Here is a 22,654-nt window from a genome sequence, read left to right as displayed (position 1 = left end):
TTGGTGATTGGTGATTGGTGATTGGTGATTGGTGATTGGTGATTGGTGATTGGTGATTGGTGATTGGTGATTGGTGATTGGTGATTGGTGATTGGCAGGAAGAATATCGGCCTGCCCTTGGAGTCACGTCCCTCGAATCACGAATCACCCATCAGCCCATCACGGCAGTTACATCACATGCGCCAGCCATAGCATCTCCGGCTCGGCCAGCGCTTCGAATTCCTTGTAGGGCATGGAGACCGCGTCGGTGTGGGTGCCGGCGTTGAAGGTGATCTCGTCCTGGCGCGCGAGGCGGGAGTCGACGTAGACCGGCATGTCGTAGAGGTGGCCGAAGGGAGGCATGGCGCCCACCTCGCAGTCGGGAAAGGCATTGCGGAATTCCGCCTCTTCGGCGAGTTCGACCGCATCCTCGGCTTCGCCCAGCGCGCGTGCTAGGCGGACCAGGTCGGCGCGGTAGGCGGCCGGCATGACCACCATCGCGAGGGTGCCGTTGACCTTGATCATCACGGTCTTGGCGAACAGCGCGCGGCTCACGTGCGCGGCTTCGGCGGTCTCGTGGGCGGTCAGGGTGCGTTCGTGGACGTGCGTGGTGTACGACGCATGGCGCGAGTCGAGCAGGTTGTGCAATCGGGGCGAGAGCATGGCGGCCTCCGCGAGGGCGCACGTCGCGCTCCGCGCGGCGGCGTCGCTGGGGTCCGGGCGCCTGGCCTCCTGCCGCGCGCCTCTGCAGCGGGACGCGGGCGAGACAGCGCGTCCCATGCCCCGAGCTTACGCCCCCCGTGTTCGCCCCGCGTCAAGGCACGCGGACCGTGGCATTCATCGCCAGCCCGGCATGTGCTCGGGTGCCAGGCCGCCCACCTCGAACTCGGCGGTGCGCGTGCCGCCGGCCTTGACCGGGAACTCGATCGCGATCCGGCCCGCGGACTTCACGGTCTGCCACAGCATCGCCTCGTCCTCGATGAACATCGCGATCGCTTCGTCGGTCTTCGGACGGCTGGCGTCGACCCGGCGCGGCTCGCCATCGTCGACCACGAGCTTCACCTTGCAGCCGCCGTAACAATCGAAGTCACCCGTCTTCAGCACGAGGTAACTGCTGCGGCCCCAGTCGGGGTTGTCGCGGAAGATCAGCTGCACGGGATGGGCGCCGCTGCCGTCGGTGTCGACCGGCTCGCGGCTGTACAGGGACGCCGACACCTGCAGGCCGTCCTTGAAGGGCTGGGTCTGGTAGGTCCACAGGCCGGCCAGGCGCAGGCCCTCGCGCTGCTCGCGGGCCTTGTCCCGGGCTTCCGCGTAGCGCGCCTGGATGCGTTCGGCGGCCGCGCTGCCCGGGTATTCGGCATTGAGGATGTCGCCATGGGCGCGCGCGAGGTTCCAGTTCTCCGCGGCGTAGGCCTTGTCGAACTCCGCGGCCATCGCCTCGGCGGCCTGCTCGCGGGCCTCGGCGCGGGCGGCCTGCTGTTGCTGGGGGTCCGGCCCGGGCTGGCAGGCGACCAGCGCGGTGGAGGCGATCGCCAGGGCGAGGAGGCACTGGGACGAGGCGCGTGCAGGATTCATCTTCGGTCTCCCGTGGGGGACGTTGGAGGGGGCGTGCCGACCGGGGCCGCCGCCCCGCGAGGGACGGCGGCACGTCGCGTCAGTCGACCGGCGCATCCTTGGCGGTGCCCGGCGACTTGGCTTCCTCGATCAGGTGCTCGACGCTGGCGGTGGTGATCGGGTGGTATCCCGGTCGTGCCTTGGCGAAGGTCGCTTCGGCCAGCGCCAGGCCCTCGGGCGTCTTCACCAGCTCGGCGTAGGTCGGCATGATCAGCTTGCGGCGGCCGATCTTCTCCAGGAAGGCCGCGGCGGCGTCATGGGCCTGCGTGTAGCCGCTGCGCACGGCCAGCGGGTACCAGCGCATGGCGACCTCGCCATTGGCGGTGCCGGTGAAGGCATAGGCCTCGTCGAGCGCGACCAGCTGCGCGGTCTCCAGGGTCGCCGGCATGCCGTCGAGGAAGTGCAGCCATTCCTGGGTGCTCCAGGCGTCGGTGACCGCCTTGGCCGGCAGGGTGCCGTCGGCGAGCCAGGCGCTGCGCGCGGCGTCGACCTTCTCCAGCAGCGGTGACTTGACCTGCGGCGCCGACGCCGGGATGCCGGTGCCGTAGATCCACTCGTCGAGCTCGGCCTCGCTGACCTTGCCGGGGTGCTTGTCGAGCAGGTTCGCGCGCGCGTAGTCGATGAAGGTGGTGGTCGGGATCGACTGGAAGGCGAAGTGGTCGAAGTAGCCGCGCAGGAAGGTGTCGAAGTCCTCGCGGCCGAAGCGCGACTCCAGGAACGCCAGGAACCAGGCGCCCTTGTCGTAGGCGACCTCGGTCAGCGGATCCTTCGCGGTGACCTTGACGTCGGGGCGGATCGCCAGCGCCTGGCCCTGCGGCGGCATGTCGCCGATGGTCTTGCGCAGCTCGTTGCGCGCGATCAGGTACTCCATGTCGGCGAGGTCCTTGCCGTACAGGTCCTCGACGATGCGGTTCTCGACGTAGCTCGTCATGCCTTCGTTGAGCCACTGGTCCTTCGGCGTGGCGAAGGTGACCAGGTTGCCCGACCAGCTGTGTGCCAGTTCGTGCGCGATCAGCGAGACCAGCGACTTGTCGCCGACGATCACGGTCGGGGTGATGAACGACAGGCGCGGGTTCTCCATGCCGCCGTACGGGAACGAGGGCGGCAGCACCAGCATGTCGTAGCGGCCCCAGCGGTACGGGCCGTACAGCTTCTCGGTGACCTCGATCATCTTCTCGGTGTCGGCGAACTCCTTGACCGACTTGTCGATCGCCGCCGGCTCGGCCCAGACGCCGCTGCGCTCGCCGACCGGCTTGAACACCAGGTCGCCCGCCGCGATCGCCAGCAGGTAGGAGGGGATCGGCTGCGGCATCGTGAATTCGTAGTCGCCGTCGCGCACCGCCTTGGGGTCGTTGTCGGCGCTCATCAGGACCATCGCGTCCTGGGGGGCGGTGACGTGGGCGGTATAGGTGAAGCGCACCTGGGGGGTGTCCTGCAGGGGCACCCAGGAGCGGGCGTGGATCTGCTGGGACTGGCTGAACATGAAGGGCGACTTGCCGCCCTCGGTCATCGCCGGGGTCAGCCACTGCAGGCCGGAGGCCTCGGGCGAAGTCTTGTAGGTGACGCGGATGCGCGGGTTGCGCTCCGGCGCGGCGATGGTCAGCTTGCTGCCCAGGCGCTCGTCGGCGTCGGCCAGCACGAAGGTGAGGTCGTCCCACTTGCCGTCCGGGCGCTCGCCGACGACCTTCTCGATGGTCAGGTCGCGGGTATCCAGGACCAGGCGCCCGGCCTCGGGGTCGACCCAGTCCAGGGTGTAGGTGGCACTGCCGGACAGCTCGCGCGCGTCGAAGTCGACGTCCAGCGCGAGAGCGAGGTCCTTGATGCGGACACTGTCGGGCTCGGCATAGGAAAAGGCATCGGCGCGCATGGCGGCATCGGGTTCGCTGAGGTCGGTGCCCGGCTCGGCGCTCGGCGCGCTGGCGCTGCCGTCGGCCGGCGGCGGGGTCTGTTCGGGGGTGCAACCGGCGGCGAACGCGACGGCCAGGCAGAGGGTAAGGATCGATGGACGCATGGACGGCTCACGGCAACTGACAAGCCCCCGAGTGTAGCGTCTCGCCCCGTGCGGGGCATGCCCCGCAAGGCCCGGGCGGCATCAGGCCCGCGTGCCCGTCCGACCGGCCGCGGCCAGCAGTACCAGCGCGCCGGCCAGCAGGCCCAGGTCCTTGAGCAGGAACTGCCCGCTCCCGGCCACGTAGGGAAAACCGTGCCCCGGGGCCCAGGCGGGCGTGCTGAACAGGAAGCCCGTGGTCAGGGCATAGGTGGCCACGGCCATCGCCAGGCCGGGCACGGCCCAACGCGGGCGCCACAGCCACAGCGCGATGAGCGCCGCCGTGGCGAGCTCGACGACGCCGATCAGGTTGGACGCGCCCTGCACGTCGAGGCCCTCGTAGAGCCACGCGAACAGCGGACTGTTGCGCATCAGCCCTTCCACGCCGCGTGCTTCGTAAGCGGTGAACTTGAGCAGGCCGATCCAGACCAGCACCAGCAGCTGTCCCGCCCACAGGCCCCGCAGCGCCCAGCGCCGTCCCGTCGCCCGCCCGTTCCAGTGCGCCCAGAGCCCGAATCCGAGCGCACCCAGGCCCAGGTGCTTGAGCAGCCCCTGCCCGGCGCCGAGGAAAGGGAAGCCGTCGTAGGGCACGGCGTCGACCCACATCGCCGGCGAGGCCAGGGCCAGCATCTGCAGCCACCAGAAGGCCGCGACGGCCAGGGCGATCCGGCCGCGGACGCGATCGGGCCAGACCGGCAGCAGGCCCAGCCCCAGCGCGAGCTGGACCACGCCGAGCAAGGACGCCACGCCGCGGGCGCTTGCCGGCGACAAGCCGGCGCGTTGGACCAGGAGATCCGCCGAGAACGGCAGCAAGCCCATCGCCCCGAACCACAGCAGCAGCAGCGCAAGCACCGCCGCGGCGAACGCCCACGCGCGCGCCTCAACGGCCGGGCAGGCGGTTTGGACTGGAGGTTCGGACGCGACGGCGGGCAGGACGGGCATGGCGGCGTTTCCACGGGGCTCGGGGACGGATTCGTCCCGGCGCGCCCCGCGGTTACGCGCCTAGACCCTGTAGCCGGTATGGATCGCGCAGATGCCGCCGGACAGGTTGCGATAGCGGCAGCGGGCGAAGCCGGCGGCCTCCATCATCGCCTGCAGTTCCGCCTGCGGCGGGTGCTTGCGGATGCTCTCGGCCAGGTACTGGTAGCTGTCGGCGTCGCCGGCGAACAGCCTGCCCAGCGCGGGCAGCACCTTGAAGGAATGGAAGTCGTAGACCGGCTTGAACCAGTCGGCGGTGACTTCGGAGAATTCCAGCACCCGCGCCTGCCCGCCGACTTTCAGCACGCGGTGCATCTCGCGCAGCGCGGCGTCCTTGTCGGTCACGTTGCGCAGGCCGAACGCGATCGTGACCAGGTTGAAGCTGGCGTCCGGGAACGGCAGCTTCTCGGCATTCATCTGCACGTACTCGAAGCCGCCGACGCGTCCCTTGTCGGTCATCCGGTCGCGCCCCACGCGCAGCATCTCGCCGTTGATGTCGCCCAGCACGATGCTGCCGGTCTCGCCGACGCGATCGCGCAGCAGGAGCGCGATGTCGCCGGTGCCGCCGGCCAGGTCGAGCACGCGGTCGCCGCGCTTCACCTGCGCGGTCGACACGAAGTAGCGCTTCCAGACCCGGTGGATGCCCAGGCTCATCAGGTCGTTCATCAGGTCGTACTTGCCGGCGACCGATGAGAAGACCTCGCCGACCAGCTTCTGCTTCTCGCCCACCGGCACGTCGCGGAAGCCGAAGTGGGTGGTGCCCGCGGCGGCGGGCTTCTCGTCCTGGGGGGATGAAGGCTGCTCGTTCATGCCCCGATTGTCGCCGATCCGGGGCGTGAAAGTCCCGGCCCGCCGCCGGCGCCGACACTGGCATCATGTCGGCATGCACACGCCGCCCCCGCTTCACTGGCAGGCCCGCGCTTTCGGGGCGCTGCCGCCCGACCGCCTCTACGACCTGTTGCGCCTGCGCAGCGAGGTCTTCGTGGTCGAGCAGGCCTGCGCCTACCAGGACATCGACGGCAAGGACCGCCATCCCGACGCATTGCACCTGCTGGGGATCGCCGAAGACGGCGCGCTGGCCGCGTACTTGCGGATCCTGCCGCACGGCCTGGGCCATGGCGCGACGGCGTTCGCCGAGCCCAGCATCGGCCGCGTGGTGACCGCGCCGGCGTGGCGGGGCAAGGGGCTGGGGGATCCGCTGCTGCGCGAAGGCATCGCCCATGCCCTGCGCCGCTGGCCGGGCACCGCGATCCGGCTCGGCGCCCAGGCGCACCTGCAGGGCTATTACGCGCGCAACGGCTTCGCCCTCGCGTCCGCCCCTTACCTCGAGGACGGCATCCCGCACGTGGAGATGCTGCGTCCCGCCGACCCTGGAGACACGCGATGATCGAAACGCCCGACTACCGCGCCCTGCTCGACACCGCCATCGACGAAGCCCGCGCAGGCCTCGCCGAGGGCGGCATCCCGATCGGCGCGGCGCTGTATCGCGACGACGGCACCCTGCTCGGGTGCGGCCACAACCGCCGCGTGCAGGAGGGCGATCCCTCGGTCCATGGCGAAACCGATGCGTTCCGCAAGGCCGGGCGCCAACGCCGCTACCGCGACACGATCATGGTCACCACCCTCGCCCCCTGCTGGTACTGCAGCGGGCTGGTCAGGCAGTTCAACATCGGCACCGTGGTCGTCGGCGAATCGGTCAATTTCCGCGGCGGCATCGACTGGCTGCGCGAGAACGGCACGCAGGTCGTCGACCTGGCCGACGCGCGTTGCATCGCGATGCTGGGCGACTGGATCGCCGCCCATCCCGAGGTGTGGAACGAGGACATCGGCGAGGACTGACTCGCGCCCGCCATGCCGGCCCCTGACGCCCCGGGGTGGGCGCCGTGGAGCCAGCACCCGGATCGGGCGGGGTGCAAGGGCCCGTCCGGCGCCCCACCCCGCCCGTTGGCACGCCCTTACTTGCGCGGCAGGGCGACCGGCCCGGCCGCCAGCACCGGCGAGGCATGCAGGCTGCGCGCCACCGACGCGAGCGCACGCGCGCCCTGGATGGAGGCGCTGTTGAGGCGTCGCACCTCCGCGTGGTCCTCGGCGGGCCGGCCCAGCGAGGCCATCTCGTCGCGGATCTTGCCCATCTGCGCCTTGATGCGCTCGCTGATGCCTTCCAGGCGGTCCATCTTGAAGTCGTACTGCTCGTCCATGATGTCGATCCTGGTGATCTGCAGCGACACCTGGGCGAGCTGCTGGGCGAAGGCCTCCAGCAGGTTCGACAGCGCCATCAGCCCGGTCATCTCCGCCTGCTTCTTGCCCTCGGCGAGCGAGTAGCGCGCGTCGAAGACGAAGATGGTCTGCACGATCGATTCGCGACCGAAGAAGTGCTTCTTGTCGTAGCCGTTCTCCACCACCGAGATGAACAGCGTCAGCCCCGGTGCGAGCGGCCGCGCCGCGAACTGCGACTTGGTCTCGATCGAGGTCCTGGACGAGACGCCCCGCAGCAGGCCCTGCACGGCCTCGAACGCAGCACCGGCGATGAGCTGGTTGATGCCGGCGATCTTCTTGATCGCCTCCGTCGCGCCCACCGCATCCTCGTCCGACGAGGTGCCCTTGGGCTTCTCGCCGCCGAGCAGGGCATTGCGACAGGTGTCGATCATCCCGTTGATCGCGTCGAGGTTCCATTCGCTCACGCAGGACTGGTGCGAGAACGAGCCCATGAGCATGGACACGTCGTCGTTGCCATACGGTGCGTAGTGCTCCTTCACCGACGTCCTGATCAACTCGCGGTGCTTGTCGACCTCCGCGTCGAGGTCCTTGCGCATGGTGGCGACGAAGTCCTTGAACTTGTCGTTCTCCCGGGCCATGCCTTCGATGCTTTTCGAGCGTCCCATGTTCAACTCCTTTGACTGGTCGGCACCCCGGACGGGACGCCTCCGCCAGTCTCCCGGCCACGCGCGCGACGACACAAGCAAAAGCGCTTGAACAGCGATTCTTTGCGTTGAGTGCCGCTCAACCGCGCGAATCGAGCTCGCGCAAGAGCAGGCTCAGGTGCCGTCGGGTACTTTCGCGCAGTGCAGGCCACGGCGGCGGATCGGACGCGATGCGACCCCGAGCGCCCACCTCCATTTCGCCCCTTCCCAGCAACAGCCAGTCCGCGGACACGTCCAGGTACTCGCACAACGCGATCGCATTGGCCAGGCTCATCGGACCGCCCTGGCACCAGCGCGACACCGCGCCTTCGGTCACGTCCAGCGCCGTGGCCAGGACGCAATGCTTGCCGACACCGCGCCGGGCCATCGCCGTGCGTATCCTTCGTCCCCTGTCGGTCGGCATCGTGTCGCGACTCCTTCGCTCCCTGCGGCCGGCGCGACGACGGGCGTCGCGAGGCGGCGTAGACCCAATAGCGTCGTGCAGGCGCACGCCGTGAACCCGGCGTTCCGGAAACGTGACAGCGCCCGGGCGTGGTCGCGGCATCCCCCGGTTCCAGGACACCGGTCGAGCACGCGGCGAGACCCCGGGAACAGTCGCGGGCCAGCGCGCGTCGCGGCGCGCGTGGCGGATCACGCCGCGCCGCGACGGGCTGGCGCTAGAGGATGTATCGGCTCAGGTCGGGGTCCTGCACCAGCTCGCCCAGGTGCTCGTCGACGTAGGCGCGATCGATGACGACGGACTGGCCGTCGCGGTCGGGCGCTTCGTAGCTGAGGACGTCGAGCAGGCGCTCGAGCACGGTGTGCAGGCGACGCGCGCCGATGTTCTCCTGGCGCTCGTTGACGGTCGCGGCGATCTCGGCGAGCCGCTCGATCGCATCGTCGGTGAACGACAGGCCCAGGCCCTCGGTCTTCATCAGCTCGACGTACTGCGTGGTCAGCGCGGCGCGCGGCTCGGTCAGGATGCGGACGAAGTCGTCCTTGCTGAGCGCACCCAGCTCCACCCGGATCGGGAAGCGACCCTGGAGCTCGGGGATCAGGTCGCTGGGCTTGGCCAGGTGGAAGGCGCCCGAGGCGATGAACAGGATGTGGTCGGTCTTGACCGAGCCGTACTTGGTGCTCACCGTCGAGCCTTCCACCAGCGGCAACAGGTCGCGCTGCACGCCCTCGCGGCTGACGTCGCCGCCACCGACGTTCTCGCCACGCTTGGCGACCTTGTCGATCTCGTCGATGAAGACGATGCCATGCTGCTCGCAGGCCTCGATGGCCGCCTCGCGCACCTCGTCCTCGTTGACCAGGCGCGCGGCCTCGTCCTCGACCAGCTGCTTGCGTGCGGCCTTGATCGGCAGCGTCTTCTTGTGGGTCTTGCCGCCGGACACCTGCGAGAACATCTGCCGCAACTGCTGGCCCATCTCCTCCATGCCGGGCGGTGCCATGATGTCCACGCCGACGTTGACCGCGGCCTCGATCTCGATCTCGCGTTCGTCCAGTTCGCCGGCGCGCAGCTGGCGGCGCAGCTTGGTGCGGGTGGCGTCGTCGGGGGCATTGGCCTGGGCCGAGGGTTCGTCCTTCGCCGCCTCGGCGACGCTGAAGCCGAACGAGGTCGCGGTGCCGCTGCGGCGCGGCAACAGGGCATCGAGGATGCGGTCCTCGGCGCGCTCCTCGGCCTGGGTGCGCACGCGCGCCTTGGCCTGCTCGCGATACAGCTTGACCGCGGTGTCGGCGAGGTCGCGGACGATCTGCTCGACGTCCTTGCCGACGTAGCCCACCTCGGTGAAGCGCGTCGCCTCGACCTTCACGAAGGGCGCGTTCGCCAGGGTCGCCAGGCGCCGCGCGATCTCGGTCTTGCCGACGCCGGTGGGGCCGATCATGAGGATGTTCTTGGGCATGACCTCGTTGCGCAGCGCGTCGTCGAGCTGGGCGCGGCGCCAGCGGTTGCGCAGTGCGATCGCGACGGCGCGCTTGGCCGCGTGCTGACCGACGATGTGGCGATCGAGTTCCTGCACGATTTCGCGCGGGGTCATGGTGGCTGAGGTGTGATTGGACATTTGTGCTTCGTGATTCGTCAGGGCGGAGGGAGTTCGATACGACCGTGGAAGGATGGGACTCGCAGCTGCGACTCACCCATCACACTTCACCAATCACAGCTCCTCGACCACCACGTTGCGGTTGGTGTAGATGCAGACGTCGCCGGCGATGTTGATCGCCTCGCTGGCGATGCTGCGCGCGTCGAGCGCGGTGTGGGCCATGAGGGCACGCGCGGCCGACAGCGCGTACATGCCGCCCGAGCCGATGGCGATGATGCCGTCCTCGGGCTCGATCACGTCGCCGGTGCCGCTGATGACCAGCGAGGTTTCCTTGTCGGCGACCGCGAGCAGTGCCTCGAGCTTGCCCAGGCGGCGCTCGGTGCGCCAGTCCTTGGCCATCTCCACCGCGGCGCGGGTCAGCTGGCCATGCTTTTCCAGCTTGGCTTCGAACAGCTCGAACAGGGTGAACGCATCCGCCGCCGCGCCGGCGAAGCCGGCGAGCACCTGGCCATCGCGGCCGAGCCGGCGCACCTTGCGCGCGTTGGACTTCATCACCGTATTGCCGAGCGTGACCTGGCCATCGCCGGCCACCGCGACGCGGCCGTCGCGGCGCACCGAAACGATCGTGGTGGCGTGGAATACGTGGGGGTTCTGGCTGGGATCCATCGCAGTCTCCGGGGTCGAATCGACTGGATGGGGTCGGGCGGACGCGGGGACAAGGGCGGAGCGGGTTCCGTTCAGCCGTCGCCCGCCCTACTCGTCTTCGTCGGTGCGGCGATGGGCGCGCGGATGCGCATCGTCGTAGACGCGGGACAGGTGCTGGTAGTCCAGGTGGGTGTAGATCTGCGTGGTGGCGATGTCGGCGTGCCCGAGCAGTTCCTGGACGCCGCGCAGGTCGCCCGAGGACTCGAGGATGTGGCTGGCGAAGGAGTGCCGCAGCAAGTGCGGGTGCACGCGCTTGAACAGGCCCTGTTGAAGGGCCAGTTTGCGCAGGCGCAGCTGCACCGCGCGCGGGGTGATGGGGCCGTTGCGGCCGGGGAAGACGGGATCGCCTTCGCCCGCCGGGACGGACGCGCGCCATTCGGCCAGCGCCGCGCGCGCGTGCGAGCCCAGCGGCACGCTGCGTTGCTTGCCGCCCTTGCCGAGCACGGTGACCAGGGCATCGGCCAGGTCGAGGTCCCGCCAACGCAGCGCGCACAGTTCCGACAGGCGCAGGCCCGAGGAATAGAACAACTCCAGCAGGGCGCGATCGCGCAGGCCCAGCGGCGCGTCGGTGGGCACCTCCACCAAGGCCTTGGCCTCGTCGGGATCGAGCACCTGCGGCAGCTTGCGCGGCGCCTTGGGCGCGCGGATCGCCGCGGCCGGGCTGGCCGCGATCCGGCCCTGTCGGAGCAGCCAGCCGTAGAAGCTGCGGCACGCCGACAGCCGGCGTTGCAGGCTCTTGGGCGACAGGCCGCGCCGATGCTCGGCGGCGATGAAGGCCCGGACCTGCTCCGCGTCGAGGGCCAGCACGTCCAACCCGTGCGTCGCGCTCCAGTCGCCGAGCGCGGCAAGGTCGCGGCGGTAGGCGTCGAGCGTGTGCGCCGACACTTGCCGTTCGACGGCGAGGTGGGCCAGGAAGTCGTCGATCGCGCTCATCGTCTGGGGGCGCCCCTGCCGGGCCGGCCGGGGCGTACCGCGTCAGTCGCGGTCCTGGTAGCGCGCCAGGGCCGTCACCAGGGACTCGCCCATCATTCGCAGGAACAGCGTGCCCATGCCGGGGAAGAAACGGTTGGGATCGTGGCTTCCAACGGCCACCAGCCCCACGCCGGGCAGCGGCAGCAGCGCGGAAGACTGCACCTCCTCCACCCGCGGACCGTAGAGCAGCGCGTTCTTCTCCGGCTGCAGGCGGCCGCAGATCGGTTCGCCGTCGGCCAGGCAGTCGCGGAAGGGGGCCAGCGCGACGGCGTCGGCCGGCACGACCTGCAGCCAGTCGGCATCCTCGATGCCGGCGACCGGCCGCAGCATGACCAGGCGCACGAGGTCGCCGTTGAACTCCTCCGACAGGGTCGCCGCCATCGCCTTCAGCGTGTCGGCGGCGTCCTGCTGGCGCATCAGCGCCAGCGCGAGCTGGTGGGTGCGCACCGCGAGCCGCTCGTTCTCCTGGGCGTTGCCGAACAGCTCCTGCAAGCGGCGCGACAGCTCGCGGTTCTTGTCGCGCAGGACGTCGAGCTGGTAGCTCGCCAGCGATGCCGCAGAGCCCTCGTCGCGCGGGACCACCAGGCTGATCGCCAGGTCGGGGAACTGCCGCAGGAAGTTGGGATGCCGGCGCAGCCAGGCCGCGACCTCGTGTGCGCCCAGCTTCTCCTCGATCTCATTCATCACGCCACTCTCCTTCGAAAACGAATGCAGCCGGGCCGGTCATCGCGACGGACGCGCCGTCGGCGGGCCATTCGATGTCCAGCGTGCCGCCCGGCAGTTCGATGGCGACCGCGCGGTCGACGCGACCCCGCCGCATCAGCACCACCGCCGCCGCGCATGCGCCGCTGCCGCAGGCCAGGGTCTCGCCGACGCCGCGCTCGTACACCCTCAGGCGCACGCGGTCGCGTGCGACGACCTGGGCAAAGCCGACGTTGACCGACTCCGGGAACACGCCGTCGCGCTGCAATGCCGCGCCCACCTGGGCGACTGGCGCGGCGCCGACGTCATCGACCTCGACCACGGCATGCGGATTGCCCATCGACACCGCGCCGAAGGGCGGCAGGGCGGTGTCGCCGGCGACATAGGCCTCCTGCTCGCCGCCGGGCGCGCGCAGCGGGATGCGTTCGGGACGGAACTCCGGGACGCCCATCCCGACGCGAAAGCGGTCGGCGCCCAGGCGCTCCACCTCATGGCGGCCGGCCGGGCTGTCGAGCGCGAAGCGATCGCCGGTGGTGGCGCCGTCGCGGACCAGCCAGGCGGCGACGCAGCGCGCGCCGTTGCCGCACTGCTGCGAGGCCGAGCCATCGGCGTTCCAGATGCCGTAGGCCGCCACGGCGCCGGGCGAGGCCGGATCCTCGAGAGTCAGGATCTGGTCGCACCCCACGCCGGTATGCCGGTCGGCGAGTGCCCGGCACAGCTCCGGCGTTGGCGAGGGCCGGCCGCCGCGCAGGTCGAGCACGACGAAGTCGTTGCCGGCCCCGTGCATCTTGCTGAAGCGCAGGCCGGCCCCGGGCGGGGCGGCGGGCGGGCTCATCGTGCCGGGGACCCGTCGTCCTCGTCCGGCGCGGGATCGGCCGGGAGGGCGTCCGCGTCCATTGGATCGGGGGCGGGCGTCTCGTCCGGCATCTCGATCACCGGCGCCTCCACCGGAGCCTGGACCAGCGGTCCCTTGTTGCCGCAGGCCACCAGGGCCAGCGCCAGGAAGATCATCGACAGGGCTGTGCGTGCGTTCATGCCGGCAGTGTAGCCCGCCCTCCGGATGCTGCGAAGCTCAAGCCGCCGGCGGTTCAGGACGCCGCCACAGCCAGGCGGCGACGACGGCCATGATCGCGGTGCCGGTGGCGGCCATCCACACCCGCGGCGCGGTCAGGAACATGATGCCCGCGCACAGCGACATCATCACAGTCGCCAGCCACTTGGCGCGGCGACTGACCGCGCCGTGGGCTTCCCAGTCGCGGATCACGGGCCCGAAGCGACGGTCGTCGAGCAGCCGGCGGTGCAGTTTCTCTGAGCCCCGGGCCGCGGCGAAGGCCGACAGCAGTACGAAGGGCACCGTCGGCAGGCCGGGCAACACGATCCCGACCAGGCCCAGCGCCAGGCTGGCATAGGCCAGCAGCCACCAGGCCCAGCGGAAGCGCCGCGCGGCCATCTCAGTCCCCTGCGGGCGGCGCGAGCACGCTACGGAACGCCGCCAATGCGGCCGGATGGTAGACGGTGTGATGCTGCTCGACCGGCATGTCGCGGTACTCGACCGACAGCCCCGGCAGCGCGCCCAGTGACGCCGCCAGCGCCGCGGTCGGGCCGGCGATGCCCGCCTGGTCGCTGTTGGCCAAAAAGACGGTCGCCGAGCCCGGCGCCAGGCCTGCCAGCGCCGGCGCGGCGCGCCTGGCGAGCGCGCCGCCGTTCCACCACAGGCTGGGATCGATCGCGATGTAGGTATCGAACATCCCCGGTGCCTCGACCAGGGTCTCCACCACGAAGAGGCCGGCGAGCGATTCGCCGACGATCGCCGACTCGTCGGTGACCTCGTAGCGCCGCGCGATCCCGGGCATCAGCTCGGTGGCGATGAAGCGCCGGAAGCCGGCCGAGCCGCCCACGTTCGGTGCGATCCCGCGGTCCTCGGCCACCTCCGTCGGGCCGGTCATGTCCCGGCGCCGCTCGGTGTTCTCGATGCCCACCAGCAGGAAGGGGCGCATGGTGCCGTTCATGCTGCCGACCTGCAGCAGGCCGGCGACATGCAGGAAATCCTCGCCCAGGCCCCCGTCGGGCATGTACAGCACGGGCAGCGGCGTCCCGGCCTCGACGGACGGCCGGTAGACGTTGATGCGGCGCGTCTCGCCCAGGACCCCGCTGTCGATGTCGAACGTCTCGCCGATCACCAGCGGGCGCGGCGCGGGCTCCGCCGCCAGGGCGGGCGCTCCGCCCGCCACCAGCACCAGGAGCGACAGCGCCGCCGCCCGCAGGCGCGTCATCGCGCGGCGGCTTCCGTCACGCCCAGGCGGTCGAGCATGAAGGCGTACATTTCCGCGCGCTCGCGGTAGCGGCGGAAGCGACCCGACTTGCCGCCGTGCCCGGCCTCCATGTTGGTGCGGAACACGACCGTGTTGCCGGAGGTATCGACATCGCGCAGGCGCGCCACGTACTTGGCCGGCTCCCAGTACTGGACCTGCGAGTCCCACAGCCCCGTGCCGACGTACATCGCCGGGTAGTCCTGGGCCTTGAGGTTGTCGTACGGCGAGTAGGTGAGCATGTAGTCGTAGTACTTCTGCTGCTCGGGATTGCCCCACTCGTCGTACTCGTTGGTCGTCAGCGGGATGCTGGGGTCGAGCATGGTGGTGACGACGTCGACGAAGGGCACCTGCGACAGGATCACGTCGTAGTCACCCGGCGACATGTTCGCGATCGCGCCCATCAGCAGGCCACCGGCGCTGCCGCCGTAGGCGGCGACGCGGTCGGGCGCGGCGTACTTCTGTTCGACCAGGTAACGGGTGACGTCGATGAAGTCGGTGAAGGTGTTCTTCTTGTTGAAAAGCTTGCCGTTGTCGTACCAGGCGCGGCCCATCTCCTGTCCGCCGCGGATGTGCGCGATGGCATAGACCATGCCGCGGTCGAGCAGGCTGACCACGGTGCTGTTGAAGCCCGGGTCGGTCGAGGAACCGTAGCTGCCGTAGGCGTACTGCAGCATCGCCGCCGTGCCGTCGCGCTCGAAACCCTTCCGGTACACCAGCGACACCGGCACCTTCGTGCCGTCGCGTGCCGTGGCCCACAGGCGCTCGGTGACGTACTGCGAGGGGTCGTAGCCGATCACCGGCTCCTGCTTGAGCTGGCGGCGCTCGCCGCTGCGGACGTTGAGCTCGTAGACCGTGGCCGGCGTGGTCATCGAGGTATAGCTGTAGCGCAGCCATTCCGTGTCGGGTTCCGGGTTCGCCGACAGGCCCATCGAGTACGCGGGCTCGTCGGCCTTCACGTATTCGGAGTCGCCGTCGGCCTGGCCGGGCTCGCCACGCACCAGGCGCAGGCGCTCCAGGCCCTCGGAACGCTCGGCGATCGCGGTGAAGCCGTCGAACAGTTCGACGCCGTCGATGAAGACGTCGTCCTTGTGCGGGATCCACTCCTGCCAGTCGCGGCGCGAGGTACTGCCGGTCGGCGCGGTCACGACCTTGTAGTTCTTGGCGCCGTCGGCATTGGTGACGATCACCCAGCGGCCGTCGAAATGGTCGGCGTCGTACTCGACGTCGCGCTCGCGCGGCGCCAGCACGACGAACTCGCCGGGCGCGGCCGCGGGCGTGCAGCGCATCTCGCTGGACACGGTGCTCTCGACGCCGATGCAGATGAACTTGTCGTCGCGGGTGCGGCCGATGCCCATGTAGAAGCTGTCGTCCTTCTCCTCGTACACGAGCACGTCGTCGGCCACCGGGGTGCCCAGGACGTGCTTCTTGACGCGGACGGTGAGCAGGGTCTCGGGGTCGTTCTCGACGTAGAACAGGGTGCGGTTGTCGTCGGCCCAGATCAGGTTGGCCGACACGCCCTTGATCTCGTCCGGATACAGTTCGCCGGTCTCGAGGTCCTTGATGCGCACGGTGTACTGGCGGCGGCCGTTGAGGTCCTCGGCATAGGCGAGCAGGCGGTTGTCGGGGCTGACCTCGCGGTCGCTGACCGCGTAGTAGTCCTTGCCCGCCGCCAGGGCGTTGAGGTCGAGCATCACCTCCTCGCCCGTGAAGTCGCCCGCGTCGGTGGCCTTCTGGATGGACGCGGCGTCCACGCCCGGGCCGTCCTTGCGGCGAGCGTGGACCGGATAGTCCTGGCCGGTCTCGAAGCGGGTGTAGTACCAGTAACCGCGCTCGCGGTACGGCACCGAGCTGTCGTCCTGCTTGATGCGGCCGACGATCTCCTCGTACAGGCGGTCCTCGAGTGGCTTGAGCGGCGCCATCACGGCGTCGGTGTAGGTGTTCTCGGCCTCGAGGTAGGCCAGCATGGCCGTGTCCTCGCGGGCGTCGTCGCGGAGCCAGTAGTACTCGTCCTGGCGTTCGGCGCCATGTGGTGCCTTGACCACGTGCGGGCGCTTTTCGACGTCGGGCGGGGCGGGCAGCTCGTTGGCGGGCGTCTGGGTGGACAGGGTCATGAGGATGGCGGCTAGCAGCAGGCTGGGTTTCATGGGATGGGGTCCGGGACGGGGTTTCGCAACGGTGGCCCCGAAGGTAGCGCGTTCGGCGGCGTTCGGCACATGCCGGGTGGCACGGTGCGCCGGGGCGGGGGTCTGCGGGATCAGGCGGCGTCGGGCCGGGGATTCCCCCCAAGGCATCACCGTAGGGTGGGCCGAGCCGGAGGCGATACCCACCGTCGGCCCTGGCTACATCACGCGACGGGTTCTGCTTCGCGCAACCCATCGTGCGCTGCTACGCCACCACCTTTCGTGATCCCAGCGAACGCTGGGGTGAGGCGGACCGCTTGCGCGACACCGCCGCGCGGCCTGGGCGAACGCCCAGCGCGCTCCGCTGGGCCGGGGAGAACTCCCAAGCCTTGCCAACGGCTGGATCCCAGCGTTCGCTGGGATGACGATGTGTTGGGCTGCAGGACGGGGTTCGGCTGCCGCGTTGCCGTAGGGTGGGCCGAGCCGGAGGCGATACCCACCGCCGCTGCTGCCGGCCACGACGCACGATGGGTTTTGCGTCGCGCAATCCGTCCCGCGAGGGGAGATTTGAGGCCAAGGCAAGATCAAGGGCTTCCGCCCTATGGGCGGGTTCCTTTTGTCTTGTCAAAAGGAACCAAAACCGCGCGCTCCATCGGCCGCCGGTCCGGCTTCGCCGCACCGGTCCCCTGTGCGCCTCGTCCATGGCGGCACGGCGACCAAACTCGCTTCGCCCGGACAAGGGCGCCTCTCCGTCCGCCACGCCCTGCGGTGCTCGGTGGCCTCAAAGTCGCGAAGATCAAGAACAAGATCAACGGCAACGGCAACGCGTCGCGTAGCCCGGGTAAGCGAAGCGCACCCGGGACCTGCGCATGAGGGGACGTGGGAGGTGCCCTCAAGGGTTTGCGCAAACAACGACGGCGAGGCTTGCGCCCCGCCGTCGTTGGCGAACACGCGTGGCGCGTGGGCTTACTCGGCCAGCTCTTCCCACAGGAAGGTGAAGGCCAGCGCGCTCATGTGCGCCGCCTGGGCGTTGTTGGCCGCGCCGCCGTGGCCGCCTTCGATGTTCTCGTAGTAGCGCACGTCCTTGTCGGCGTCGAGCATCAGCGCCGCCATCTTGCGCGCATGGCCCGGATGCACGCGGTCGTCGCGGGTCGAGGTCATGAAGATCGTCGCCGGATACTGCTTGTCGGCGTCGAACAGGTGGTAGGGCGAGAAGGTCTTGATGAAGGACCAGTCGGCCGTGTCGGGATCGCCGTACTCGGCCATCCACGAGGCACCGGCCAGCAGGTGGCTGTAGCGCTTCATGTCGAGCAGCGGCACCTGGCAGACGATCGCGCCGAACAGCTCGGGGTACTGGGTGAGCATGTTGCCCATCAGCAGGCCGCCATTGCTGCCGCCCTGCGCGCCCAGGTGCCCGGGCGAGGTGATGCCGCTCGCGACCAGGTCGCGGGCGACGGCGGCGAAGTCCTCGTAGGCCTTGTGGCGGTTCGCCTTCAGCGCCGCCTGGTGCCACTTCGGACCGTACTCGCCACCGCCGCGGATGTTGGCGACCGCGTAGACGCCGCCCTTCTCCAGCCAGCCCTTGCCGACCGTCGCCGAGTAGCCCGGGGTGAGGGACACCTCGAAGCCGCCATAGCCATAGAGCAGGGTCGGTGCCTTGCCGTTGCGCTCGAGGTCGCGCGGACGCACCAGGAAGTAGGGCACGCGGGTGCCGTCCTCGCTGGTGGCGAAGTGCTGCTCGACGACGCCATTGGACGCATCGAAGAAGGCCGGCATGGACTTCAGCGGTTCGGGCGCCTTGCCGACCTCGACCAGCGACAGGGTCGTCGGGGTCAGGTAGCTGGTGACGGTCATCCACAGCGCATCGCTCTCATCGGGGTCGACCGCGCTGATGCCGACGGTCCCCAGGTCGGGCGCGCCAGGGAAGTCGGCGCGGGCCCAGGCACCCGCGCCGGGCGTCAGCAGCTCGAGCTTGCTGCTGACGTTGTCGAGCAGGTTGAGGACGAGGTGGTTGCGGGTCCAGGCGTGGCTGGCCAGCGAGGTCTCGGCGGTGGGCTCGAACAGCACGGTGAAATCGCGCTTGCCCGCCATGAAGGCATCGAAGTCCATCGCGATCAGGCTGCCGGCCGGATAGGTGGTTTCGCCGTCCTGGTCGTCGACGACGGTGTAGGGCTCGCGCGGCTCGAGCAGCAGCCATTCGCGATGCACCGACTTGTTGACGGAGTTGGGGACGTCGACCTTCGCCAGCGCACCATCGGCGGCGCGCAGGTACAGCTCGTCGTTGTAGAAGGCCAGGGTGCGGCTGACGAAGTCGCGCTCGAAGCCCGGGGTGTCGTCGTGGAAGGCCGCGATGTACATGTCCTCGGCCTGGCCTTCGTACACCACCTCCGCCGCCGACAGCGGCGTGCCGCGCTTCCAGGCCTTGACGATGCGCGGGTAACCCGAGGGCGTCATCGAGCCGGGGCCGAAATCGGTATAGACGAAGACCGTGTCGCGATCGATCCAGCCCAGCCCGCCCTTGGCCTCCGGCCGGAAGAAGCCGTCCTCGACCCAGGTCTTGCTGGCCATGTCGAATTCGCGGGTCACGTCGGCATCCGCGCCGCCGCGCGAGAGCGCGATCAGGCAGCGATCGTAGTCCGGGCGCAGGCAGTCGGCGCCGTGCCAGACCCAGTTCTCGCCCTCGGCCTTGTTGAGCGCGTCCAGGTCGAGCACGGTTTCCCATTGCGGCGAGGCCTTGCGGTACTCGTCCAGCGTGGTCCGGCGCCACAGGCCGCGCTCATGCTGCTTGTCCTTCCAGAAGTTGTAGTAGTAGTCGCCGATCTTCTGCACGCCGGGGATCTTGGCGTCCGAGTCGAGGATGGTGCGGATGTCGGACTCCAGCGCCTTGAACGCGGGCGTGGCGGCGAGTTCGGCCTCGGTCCGGGCGTTTTCGGCCTTGACCCAGTCCATCGGCTTGTCGCCAGTGACGTCTTCCAGCCACTGGTAGGTATCGTTCACGGGCGCCTCCTGGGCGTGGGCAGTGCCCACCGCCCCGGCGAGCAGGCCGGTCGAAGCGAGGCTGGCGGAGATCAGCAGGGTCTGGCAGGCATGCGACAGCTTGGGCATGGGCAGGGTCCGGTGGGCATGGATGGAAGCCCGGAACGCTAGCACACGCCGGCCGCCCCGCTCCCCTGCCTGCGGTCACGGTCGGCAAGCCGGGCGTCCCTGCCCTGTCAAGCCGCCAGGCGCGGAGCCGGGCGACGCGTCCGCGACAAGACGGGATCGCGGCGGCGTGCCTGCGGCAGGCGGCGGCGCGACCCGCGCACGGCCGGTGGCGGGGACGCGCGACGTCCCGGCAACCGGAAGCGATGCGCCGCCCACCAGGCGACCAGGGGCATGCCCAGCAGCCACAGCGGCAACCATCCGAGTTGCGGGTGGCTGCCTCGCGCCTCGGGCACCATCAACAGCAGCAGCGCGCCGATGGCGACGGCGGCACGCAACACTTCGTCGAGCAGCGGGTGGACCCGGCTCGGCGTGGCGCGGGGGGTGGGACGGCGGGCATGGACGGTGTGCATGGCGTGGCTCCCTGGGGTGTGGAGCCACTTTCGCGCGCCGGCATCTCACCGGCTAAGACGGCGCCGCCGTGGCCGCCGGGTCAGTAGCCGGCGGCGTCCAGCGCCTTGTCGGCCTCGGCGCGTCCCAGCTCGATCAGCTCGCCCGCGCGCCAGAATTCGTAGAACTGGCAGGCATCGCGCGGAATGCGGATGACCAGCTCCGGCGGGTCCAGGGCCAGCTGCACGCGCGCGATCTGCGCCTGCATGGTGTCCAGCGAGCGCGCCATCAGTTCGCTCAGGCCCATGTGGGCAGCGCGCACGCTCAACGCTTCCCCGCCGCCGTCGGGCGCGGGGTCCCCTTCATCGGCCAGGCCCACCCAGCGCGCCAGGCGCCGGTGCCAGCGGGCGGCCTCGGCGGTCCTGGCGTCGCCCTCCAACTCGGCGGGCGATCCCGGGGGGCGCTGCGGCCAGCCATGCATGTCGACCGCGATCAGGCGATGCGCGTCCGACAGGCGGGTCGCGGCGATCGGCAGCGGCGCCAGCAGGCCGCCGTCGACCAGCTCGCGGCCGTGCACCACGTGCGGGGTGAACACGCCGGGGATGGCGATCGAGGCGCGCACCGCGTCCCACAGGTCGCCCTCGCGCAGCCAGACCTCGCGCTGCCGCATCAGGTCCACCGCGACCGCGGTGAAGTCCACGTCCAGGTCCTCGATCCGCGGCGCGCCGGTCAGCTCGCGCAGCGCCGCCATCAGGCGGTCGCCCTCGAACAGCGCCGCCCGGCCGAAGGCCGGATCGAGCAGGCGCAGCATCTGCGCGCGGCTCAGCGTCAACAGCCATTCGCGGTAGACCTCGAGCTTGCCGGCGGCGAACAGGCCACCGACCAGGGCGCCACTGGACGAGCCGGCGACCGCGACGATCTGCATGCCCCGCGCCTGCAGTGCCTCGATCACGCCGATCTGGGCCAGCCCGCGCGCACCGCCCGAGCCGAGCACCAGCGCGATGCGTTCCTGCCGCTGGATCCTGGGCGCGTCGGCCGCTGCCATCCCCTGCGCCTCAGTCGTACTGGCTGAGCGCGAGCGACAGCAGCGCGCGCGCCTGCTCGCGCAGCACCGGCGGCTCGACGATCTCCGCGTCGCTGCCGTAATGCAGCACGTCCATCAGCAGTTCGCGACCGTTGCTGTAGGGGATCTTGAGTTCGTAGCGGCCATCGGGCAGGAAGCGGCCCTGTTGCTGCGAGTGCCAGTGCTCGTCGGCCACCCAGCGCGCGGCCTTGGCGTTGAACACGATCGTCGCCCAGCCCTTGGGCGTGCCCGAGAAGATGCCGTAGCTGGAGGCCAGCTGGGTATCGAGCTCCTCGTCCGGGACGTCGCGCGCGTCCTCGTCGAGCAGCTTCGCGGCCGTGATCCGGTCGACGGCGAAGCTGCGCAGGGCGTCGCGGGTGTGGTCCCAGGCATCCAGGTACCAGTTGTCGCGGTAGTGCGTCATGCGCTGCGGCGACACGGTGCGGCGGGTCGCCTCGTCGGTCGAGCGCGCGCGATAGTCGAAGGCCAGCTGCTTGCGGTCGAGCACCGCGGTGGCGACATTGCGGAACGCATGCTCGTCCAGCCTGCGCGTCCGGTGCGGGACCACCCGCACGCGTTCGACCGGCACGCGGCGGCCGCCGGCATGCTCGTCGAGCAGTTTCTCGATGCGGTGCTGCAACGGCGCGAGCGCGTTGGACAGCACCCCGCCACCGCTGCGCATCAGCAATTGCTGGGCGGCGAGCAGCGAGTGCAGCTCCTGCGAGCTGAGCCAGAGCCCGGGCAGCTCGAAGCGGTCCTTCTCGCCGGCGTCGTAGTTGAAGCCGGCTTCGCCGTTCCCGACCACCGGTGCCATCAGGAAGTCGCGCAGGTAGGCGAGGTCGCGGTAGGCGGTCGCGCGCGAGCATTCCAGTTCCTCCATCAGCCGCTGCACGGTGACCGGGTAGCGGGCATTGGAGAGGATGCGGTGCAGGGCGTGGATGCGTTCGATGCGTTCCATGGATGCAGCTTTCCGGCGGGGGAGTTGGCAGGTTACGACGGCTTGTTGCGTTTAGCATGGCATTGCCCGGGCACCGGGCGCCATCGAGGGAGGCGTCACGAATGGAGTCCAGGACCCGTTTCCGCGTGCGGATGCGCGCATCGATGCTGCTGGCGGCGGTCGCGCTGCTGGCGTTCCAGCCCGTCGCCGCGGGGCCGCGCGAGGAATTGCACGAGGCGTATGAACGCTTCCTGGCGGCCACCAGCTTCCGCGCGTCGCTCACCGACGTCGCCAAGGGCAAGACCCTGACCGAGATGGAGTTCGTGGCGCCCGACCGCTACCGGGTCAGCGTCCAGGGCGGCCCCAGCCAGCTGATCATCGGCGATGCGATGTACATGGACATGGGCGGCCGCACGATGAAACTGCCCATGCCCGCGGGCGACATCGTCGGCCAGTACCGCAGCCGCGAGGCGCTGGAAGCGCTCAAACGCGACCTGGTGGTCGATGCGCTGGGCGCCGACAGCGTCGACGGCGAGCCGGCGAAGGTCTACCACTACGTCACCACCCGGCACGGGCGCGCCGACACCAAGGCCTGGATCTCGGACCGCTCGGGGCTGCCGTTGCAGCTGGAGACCACCGGCATCGCCGATGGCAAGTCGCAGACCGTGCGCATCCGCTACCGCGACTTCAACGACCCCTCCATCCGGATCGCCGCGCCCGACTGAGCGCCCGCCGCGCCGCACCGCGCG

General features: G+C 70.0%; 23 protein-coding genes. 3 read left to right on the top strand and 20 right to left on the bottom strand.

Features of this window, described 5'->3' with window-relative positions; genetic code table 11:
* Positions 1 to 168: 168 nt before the first annotated feature.
* The 5 genes from FKV25_RS01395 to ubiE form a co-directional block, all read right to left on the bottom strand.
* Entirely contained in the window at positions 169 to 642 is a 474-nt protein-coding gene (locus tag FKV25_RS01395) for an aminoacyl-tRNA deacylase (protein ID WP_170218464.1), read from the bottom strand.
* A 174-nt stretch (positions 643 to 816) separates the two neighbouring features.
* On the bottom strand, positions 817 to 1,554 hold the full coding sequence (locus FKV25_RS01390) for a hypothetical protein (protein ID WP_141516999.1): 738 nt from the start codon (positions 1,552 to 1,554) through the stop codon (positions 817 to 819).
* A gap of 79 nt (positions 1,555 to 1,633) precedes the next feature.
* Positions 1,634 to 3,604, bottom strand: coding sequence for a M1 family metallopeptidase (locus FKV25_RS01385; RefSeq protein WP_141516998.1), 1,971 nt, complete (start codon positions 3,602 to 3,604; stop codon positions 1,634 to 1,636).
* 81 nt (positions 3,605 to 3,685) lie between these two features.
* A complete protein-coding gene (locus FKV25_RS01380; protein ID WP_141516997.1) occupies positions 3,686 to 4,582 on the bottom strand; it encodes a DUF417 family protein in 897 nt (298 codons plus the stop codon).
* A gap of 60 nt (positions 4,583 to 4,642) precedes the next feature.
* Complete coding sequence (gene ubiE, locus FKV25_RS01375; RefSeq protein ID WP_141516996.1) at positions 4,643 to 5,428, bottom strand: bifunctional demethylmenaquinone methyltransferase/2-methoxy-6-polyprenyl-1,4-benzoquinol methylase UbiE; 786 nt, start codon at positions 5,426 to 5,428, stop codon at positions 4,643 to 4,645.
* A gap of 73 nt (positions 5,429 to 5,501) precedes the next feature.
* On the opposite strand from ubiE, the gene FKV25_RS01370 reads away from it, so the two are divergent.
* Both FKV25_RS01370 and FKV25_RS01365 read left to right on the top strand, forming a co-directional pair.
* Positions 5,502 to 6,005 (top strand): GNAT family N-acetyltransferase, encoded by a 504-nt coding sequence (locus FKV25_RS01370; RefSeq protein WP_141516995.1) that lies wholly within the window; start codon positions 5,502 to 5,504, stop codon positions 6,003 to 6,005.
* Positions 6,002 to 6,457 carry a nucleoside deaminase gene (locus FKV25_RS01365; protein WP_141516994.1) on the top strand — a complete coding sequence of 152 codons (456 nt, stop codon included), beginning with the start codon at positions 6,002 to 6,004 and terminating at the stop codon, positions 6,455 to 6,457. Before FKV25_RS01370 ends, FKV25_RS01365 begins: the two co-directional genes overlap by 4 nt.
* Positions 6,458 to 6,573: 116 nt before the next feature.
* Here FKV25_RS01365 and FKV25_RS01360 read toward each other — a convergent pair whose 3' ends face one another.
* The 15 genes from FKV25_RS01360 to FKV25_RS01290 all read right to left on the bottom strand — a co-directional run bounded on the left by FKV25_RS01360 (position 6,574) and on the right by FKV25_RS01290 (position 21,926).
* Positions 6,574 to 7,500: a hypothetical protein gene (locus tag FKV25_RS01360; RefSeq protein WP_141516993.1), complete on the bottom strand. Its 927-nt coding sequence runs from the start codon at positions 7,498 to 7,500 to the stop codon at positions 6,574 to 6,576.
* A gap of 118 nt (positions 7,501 to 7,618) precedes the next feature.
* Positions 7,619 to 7,942 (bottom strand): helix-turn-helix domain-containing protein, encoded by a 324-nt coding sequence (locus tag FKV25_RS16080; protein ID WP_281286202.1) that lies wholly within the window; start codon positions 7,940 to 7,942, stop codon positions 7,619 to 7,621.
* Between the two features lie 253 nt (positions 7,943 to 8,195).
* The gene (gene hslU, locus FKV25_RS01350) at positions 8,196 to 9,584 is read right to left on the bottom strand and encodes an ATP-dependent protease ATPase subunit HslU (RefSeq protein ID WP_141516991.1); all 1,389 of its coding nucleotides are present in this window, start codon (positions 9,582 to 9,584) and stop codon (positions 8,196 to 8,198) included.
* A 93-nt stretch (positions 9,585 to 9,677) separates the two neighbouring features.
* Positions 9,678 to 10,229 carry an ATP-dependent protease subunit HslV gene (hslV, locus tag FKV25_RS01345; protein WP_141516990.1) on the bottom strand — a complete coding sequence of 184 codons (552 nt, stop codon included), beginning with the start codon at positions 10,227 to 10,229 and terminating at the stop codon, positions 9,678 to 9,680.
* Between the two features lie 87 nt (positions 10,230 to 10,316).
* Positions 10,317 to 11,201 carry a tyrosine recombinase XerC gene (xerC, locus tag FKV25_RS01340; protein WP_141516989.1) on the bottom strand — a complete coding sequence of 295 codons (885 nt, stop codon included), beginning with the start codon at positions 11,199 to 11,201 and terminating at the stop codon, positions 10,317 to 10,319.
* A gap of 42 nt (positions 11,202 to 11,243) precedes the next feature.
* A complete protein-coding gene (locus tag FKV25_RS01335; RefSeq protein WP_141516988.1) occupies positions 11,244 to 11,924 on the bottom strand; it encodes a DUF484 family protein in 681 nt (226 codons plus the stop codon).
* The gene (dapF, locus tag FKV25_RS01330; protein ID WP_246071824.1) at positions 11,917 to 12,777 is read right to left on the bottom strand and encodes a diaminopimelate epimerase; all 861 of its coding nucleotides are present in this window, start codon (positions 12,775 to 12,777) and stop codon (positions 11,917 to 11,919) included. The genes FKV25_RS01335 and dapF overlap by 8 nt, the downstream gene beginning before the upstream one ends.
* Positions 12,774 to 12,977 carry an LPS translocon maturation chaperone LptM gene (gene lptM, locus FKV25_RS01325; protein ID WP_141516987.1) on the bottom strand — a complete coding sequence of 68 codons (204 nt, stop codon included), beginning with the start codon at positions 12,975 to 12,977 and terminating at the stop codon, positions 12,774 to 12,776. Before lptM ends, dapF begins: the two co-directional genes overlap by 4 nt.
* Before the next feature lie 37 nt (positions 12,978 to 13,014).
* Positions 13,015 to 13,392 carry a YbaN family protein gene (locus FKV25_RS01320; RefSeq protein WP_141516986.1) on the bottom strand — a complete coding sequence of 126 codons (378 nt, stop codon included), beginning with the start codon at positions 13,390 to 13,392 and terminating at the stop codon, positions 13,015 to 13,017.
* Between the two features lies 1 nt (position 13,393).
* Positions 13,394 to 14,206 (bottom strand): alpha/beta hydrolase, encoded by an 813-nt coding sequence (locus tag FKV25_RS01315; RefSeq protein WP_141517003.1) that lies wholly within the window; start codon positions 14,204 to 14,206, stop codon positions 13,394 to 13,396.
* 5 nt (positions 14,207 to 14,211) lie between these two features.
* Positions 14,212 to 16,398 (bottom strand): S9 family peptidase, encoded by a 2,187-nt coding sequence (locus FKV25_RS01310; protein ID WP_211345334.1) that lies wholly within the window; start codon positions 16,396 to 16,398, stop codon positions 14,212 to 14,214.
* A 942-nt stretch (positions 16,399 to 17,340) separates the two neighbouring features.
* Complete coding sequence (locus FKV25_RS01305; RefSeq protein WP_141516985.1) at positions 17,341 to 19,479, bottom strand: prolyl oligopeptidase family serine peptidase; 2,139 nt, start codon at positions 19,477 to 19,479, stop codon at positions 17,341 to 17,343.
* A 107-nt stretch (positions 19,480 to 19,586) separates the two neighbouring features.
* The gene (locus FKV25_RS01300; protein ID WP_141516984.1) at positions 19,587 to 19,928 is read right to left on the bottom strand and encodes a hypothetical protein; all 342 of its coding nucleotides are present in this window, start codon (positions 19,926 to 19,928) and stop codon (positions 19,587 to 19,589) included.
* 80 nt (positions 19,929 to 20,008) lie between these two features.
* Entirely contained in the window at positions 20,009 to 20,950 is a 942-nt protein-coding gene (locus FKV25_RS01295) for a patatin-like phospholipase family protein (RefSeq protein WP_141516983.1), read from the bottom strand.
* Positions 20,951 to 20,960: 10 nt separating this feature from the next.
* Complete coding sequence (locus tag FKV25_RS01290; protein WP_141516982.1) at positions 20,961 to 21,926, bottom strand: helix-turn-helix transcriptional regulator; 966 nt, start codon at positions 21,924 to 21,926, stop codon at positions 20,961 to 20,963.
* A gap of 101 nt (positions 21,927 to 22,027) precedes the next feature.
* On the opposite strand from FKV25_RS01290, the gene FKV25_RS01285 reads away from it, so the two are divergent.
* A complete protein-coding gene (locus FKV25_RS01285; RefSeq protein WP_141516981.1) occupies positions 22,028 to 22,630 on the top strand; it encodes a hypothetical protein in 603 nt (200 codons plus the stop codon).
* Positions 22,631 to 22,654 lie beyond the last annotated feature (24 nt).

Source organism: Marilutibacter aestuarii, assembly GCF_006546775.1.
In the GTDB taxonomy this organism is placed as follows: Bacteria; Pseudomonadota; Gammaproteobacteria; order Xanthomonadales; family Xanthomonadaceae; genus Marilutibacter; species Marilutibacter aestuarii.
The sequence above is the reverse complement of the archived record's forward strand: the minus strand, read 5'-3'. Positions and strand labels throughout refer to the sequence as shown.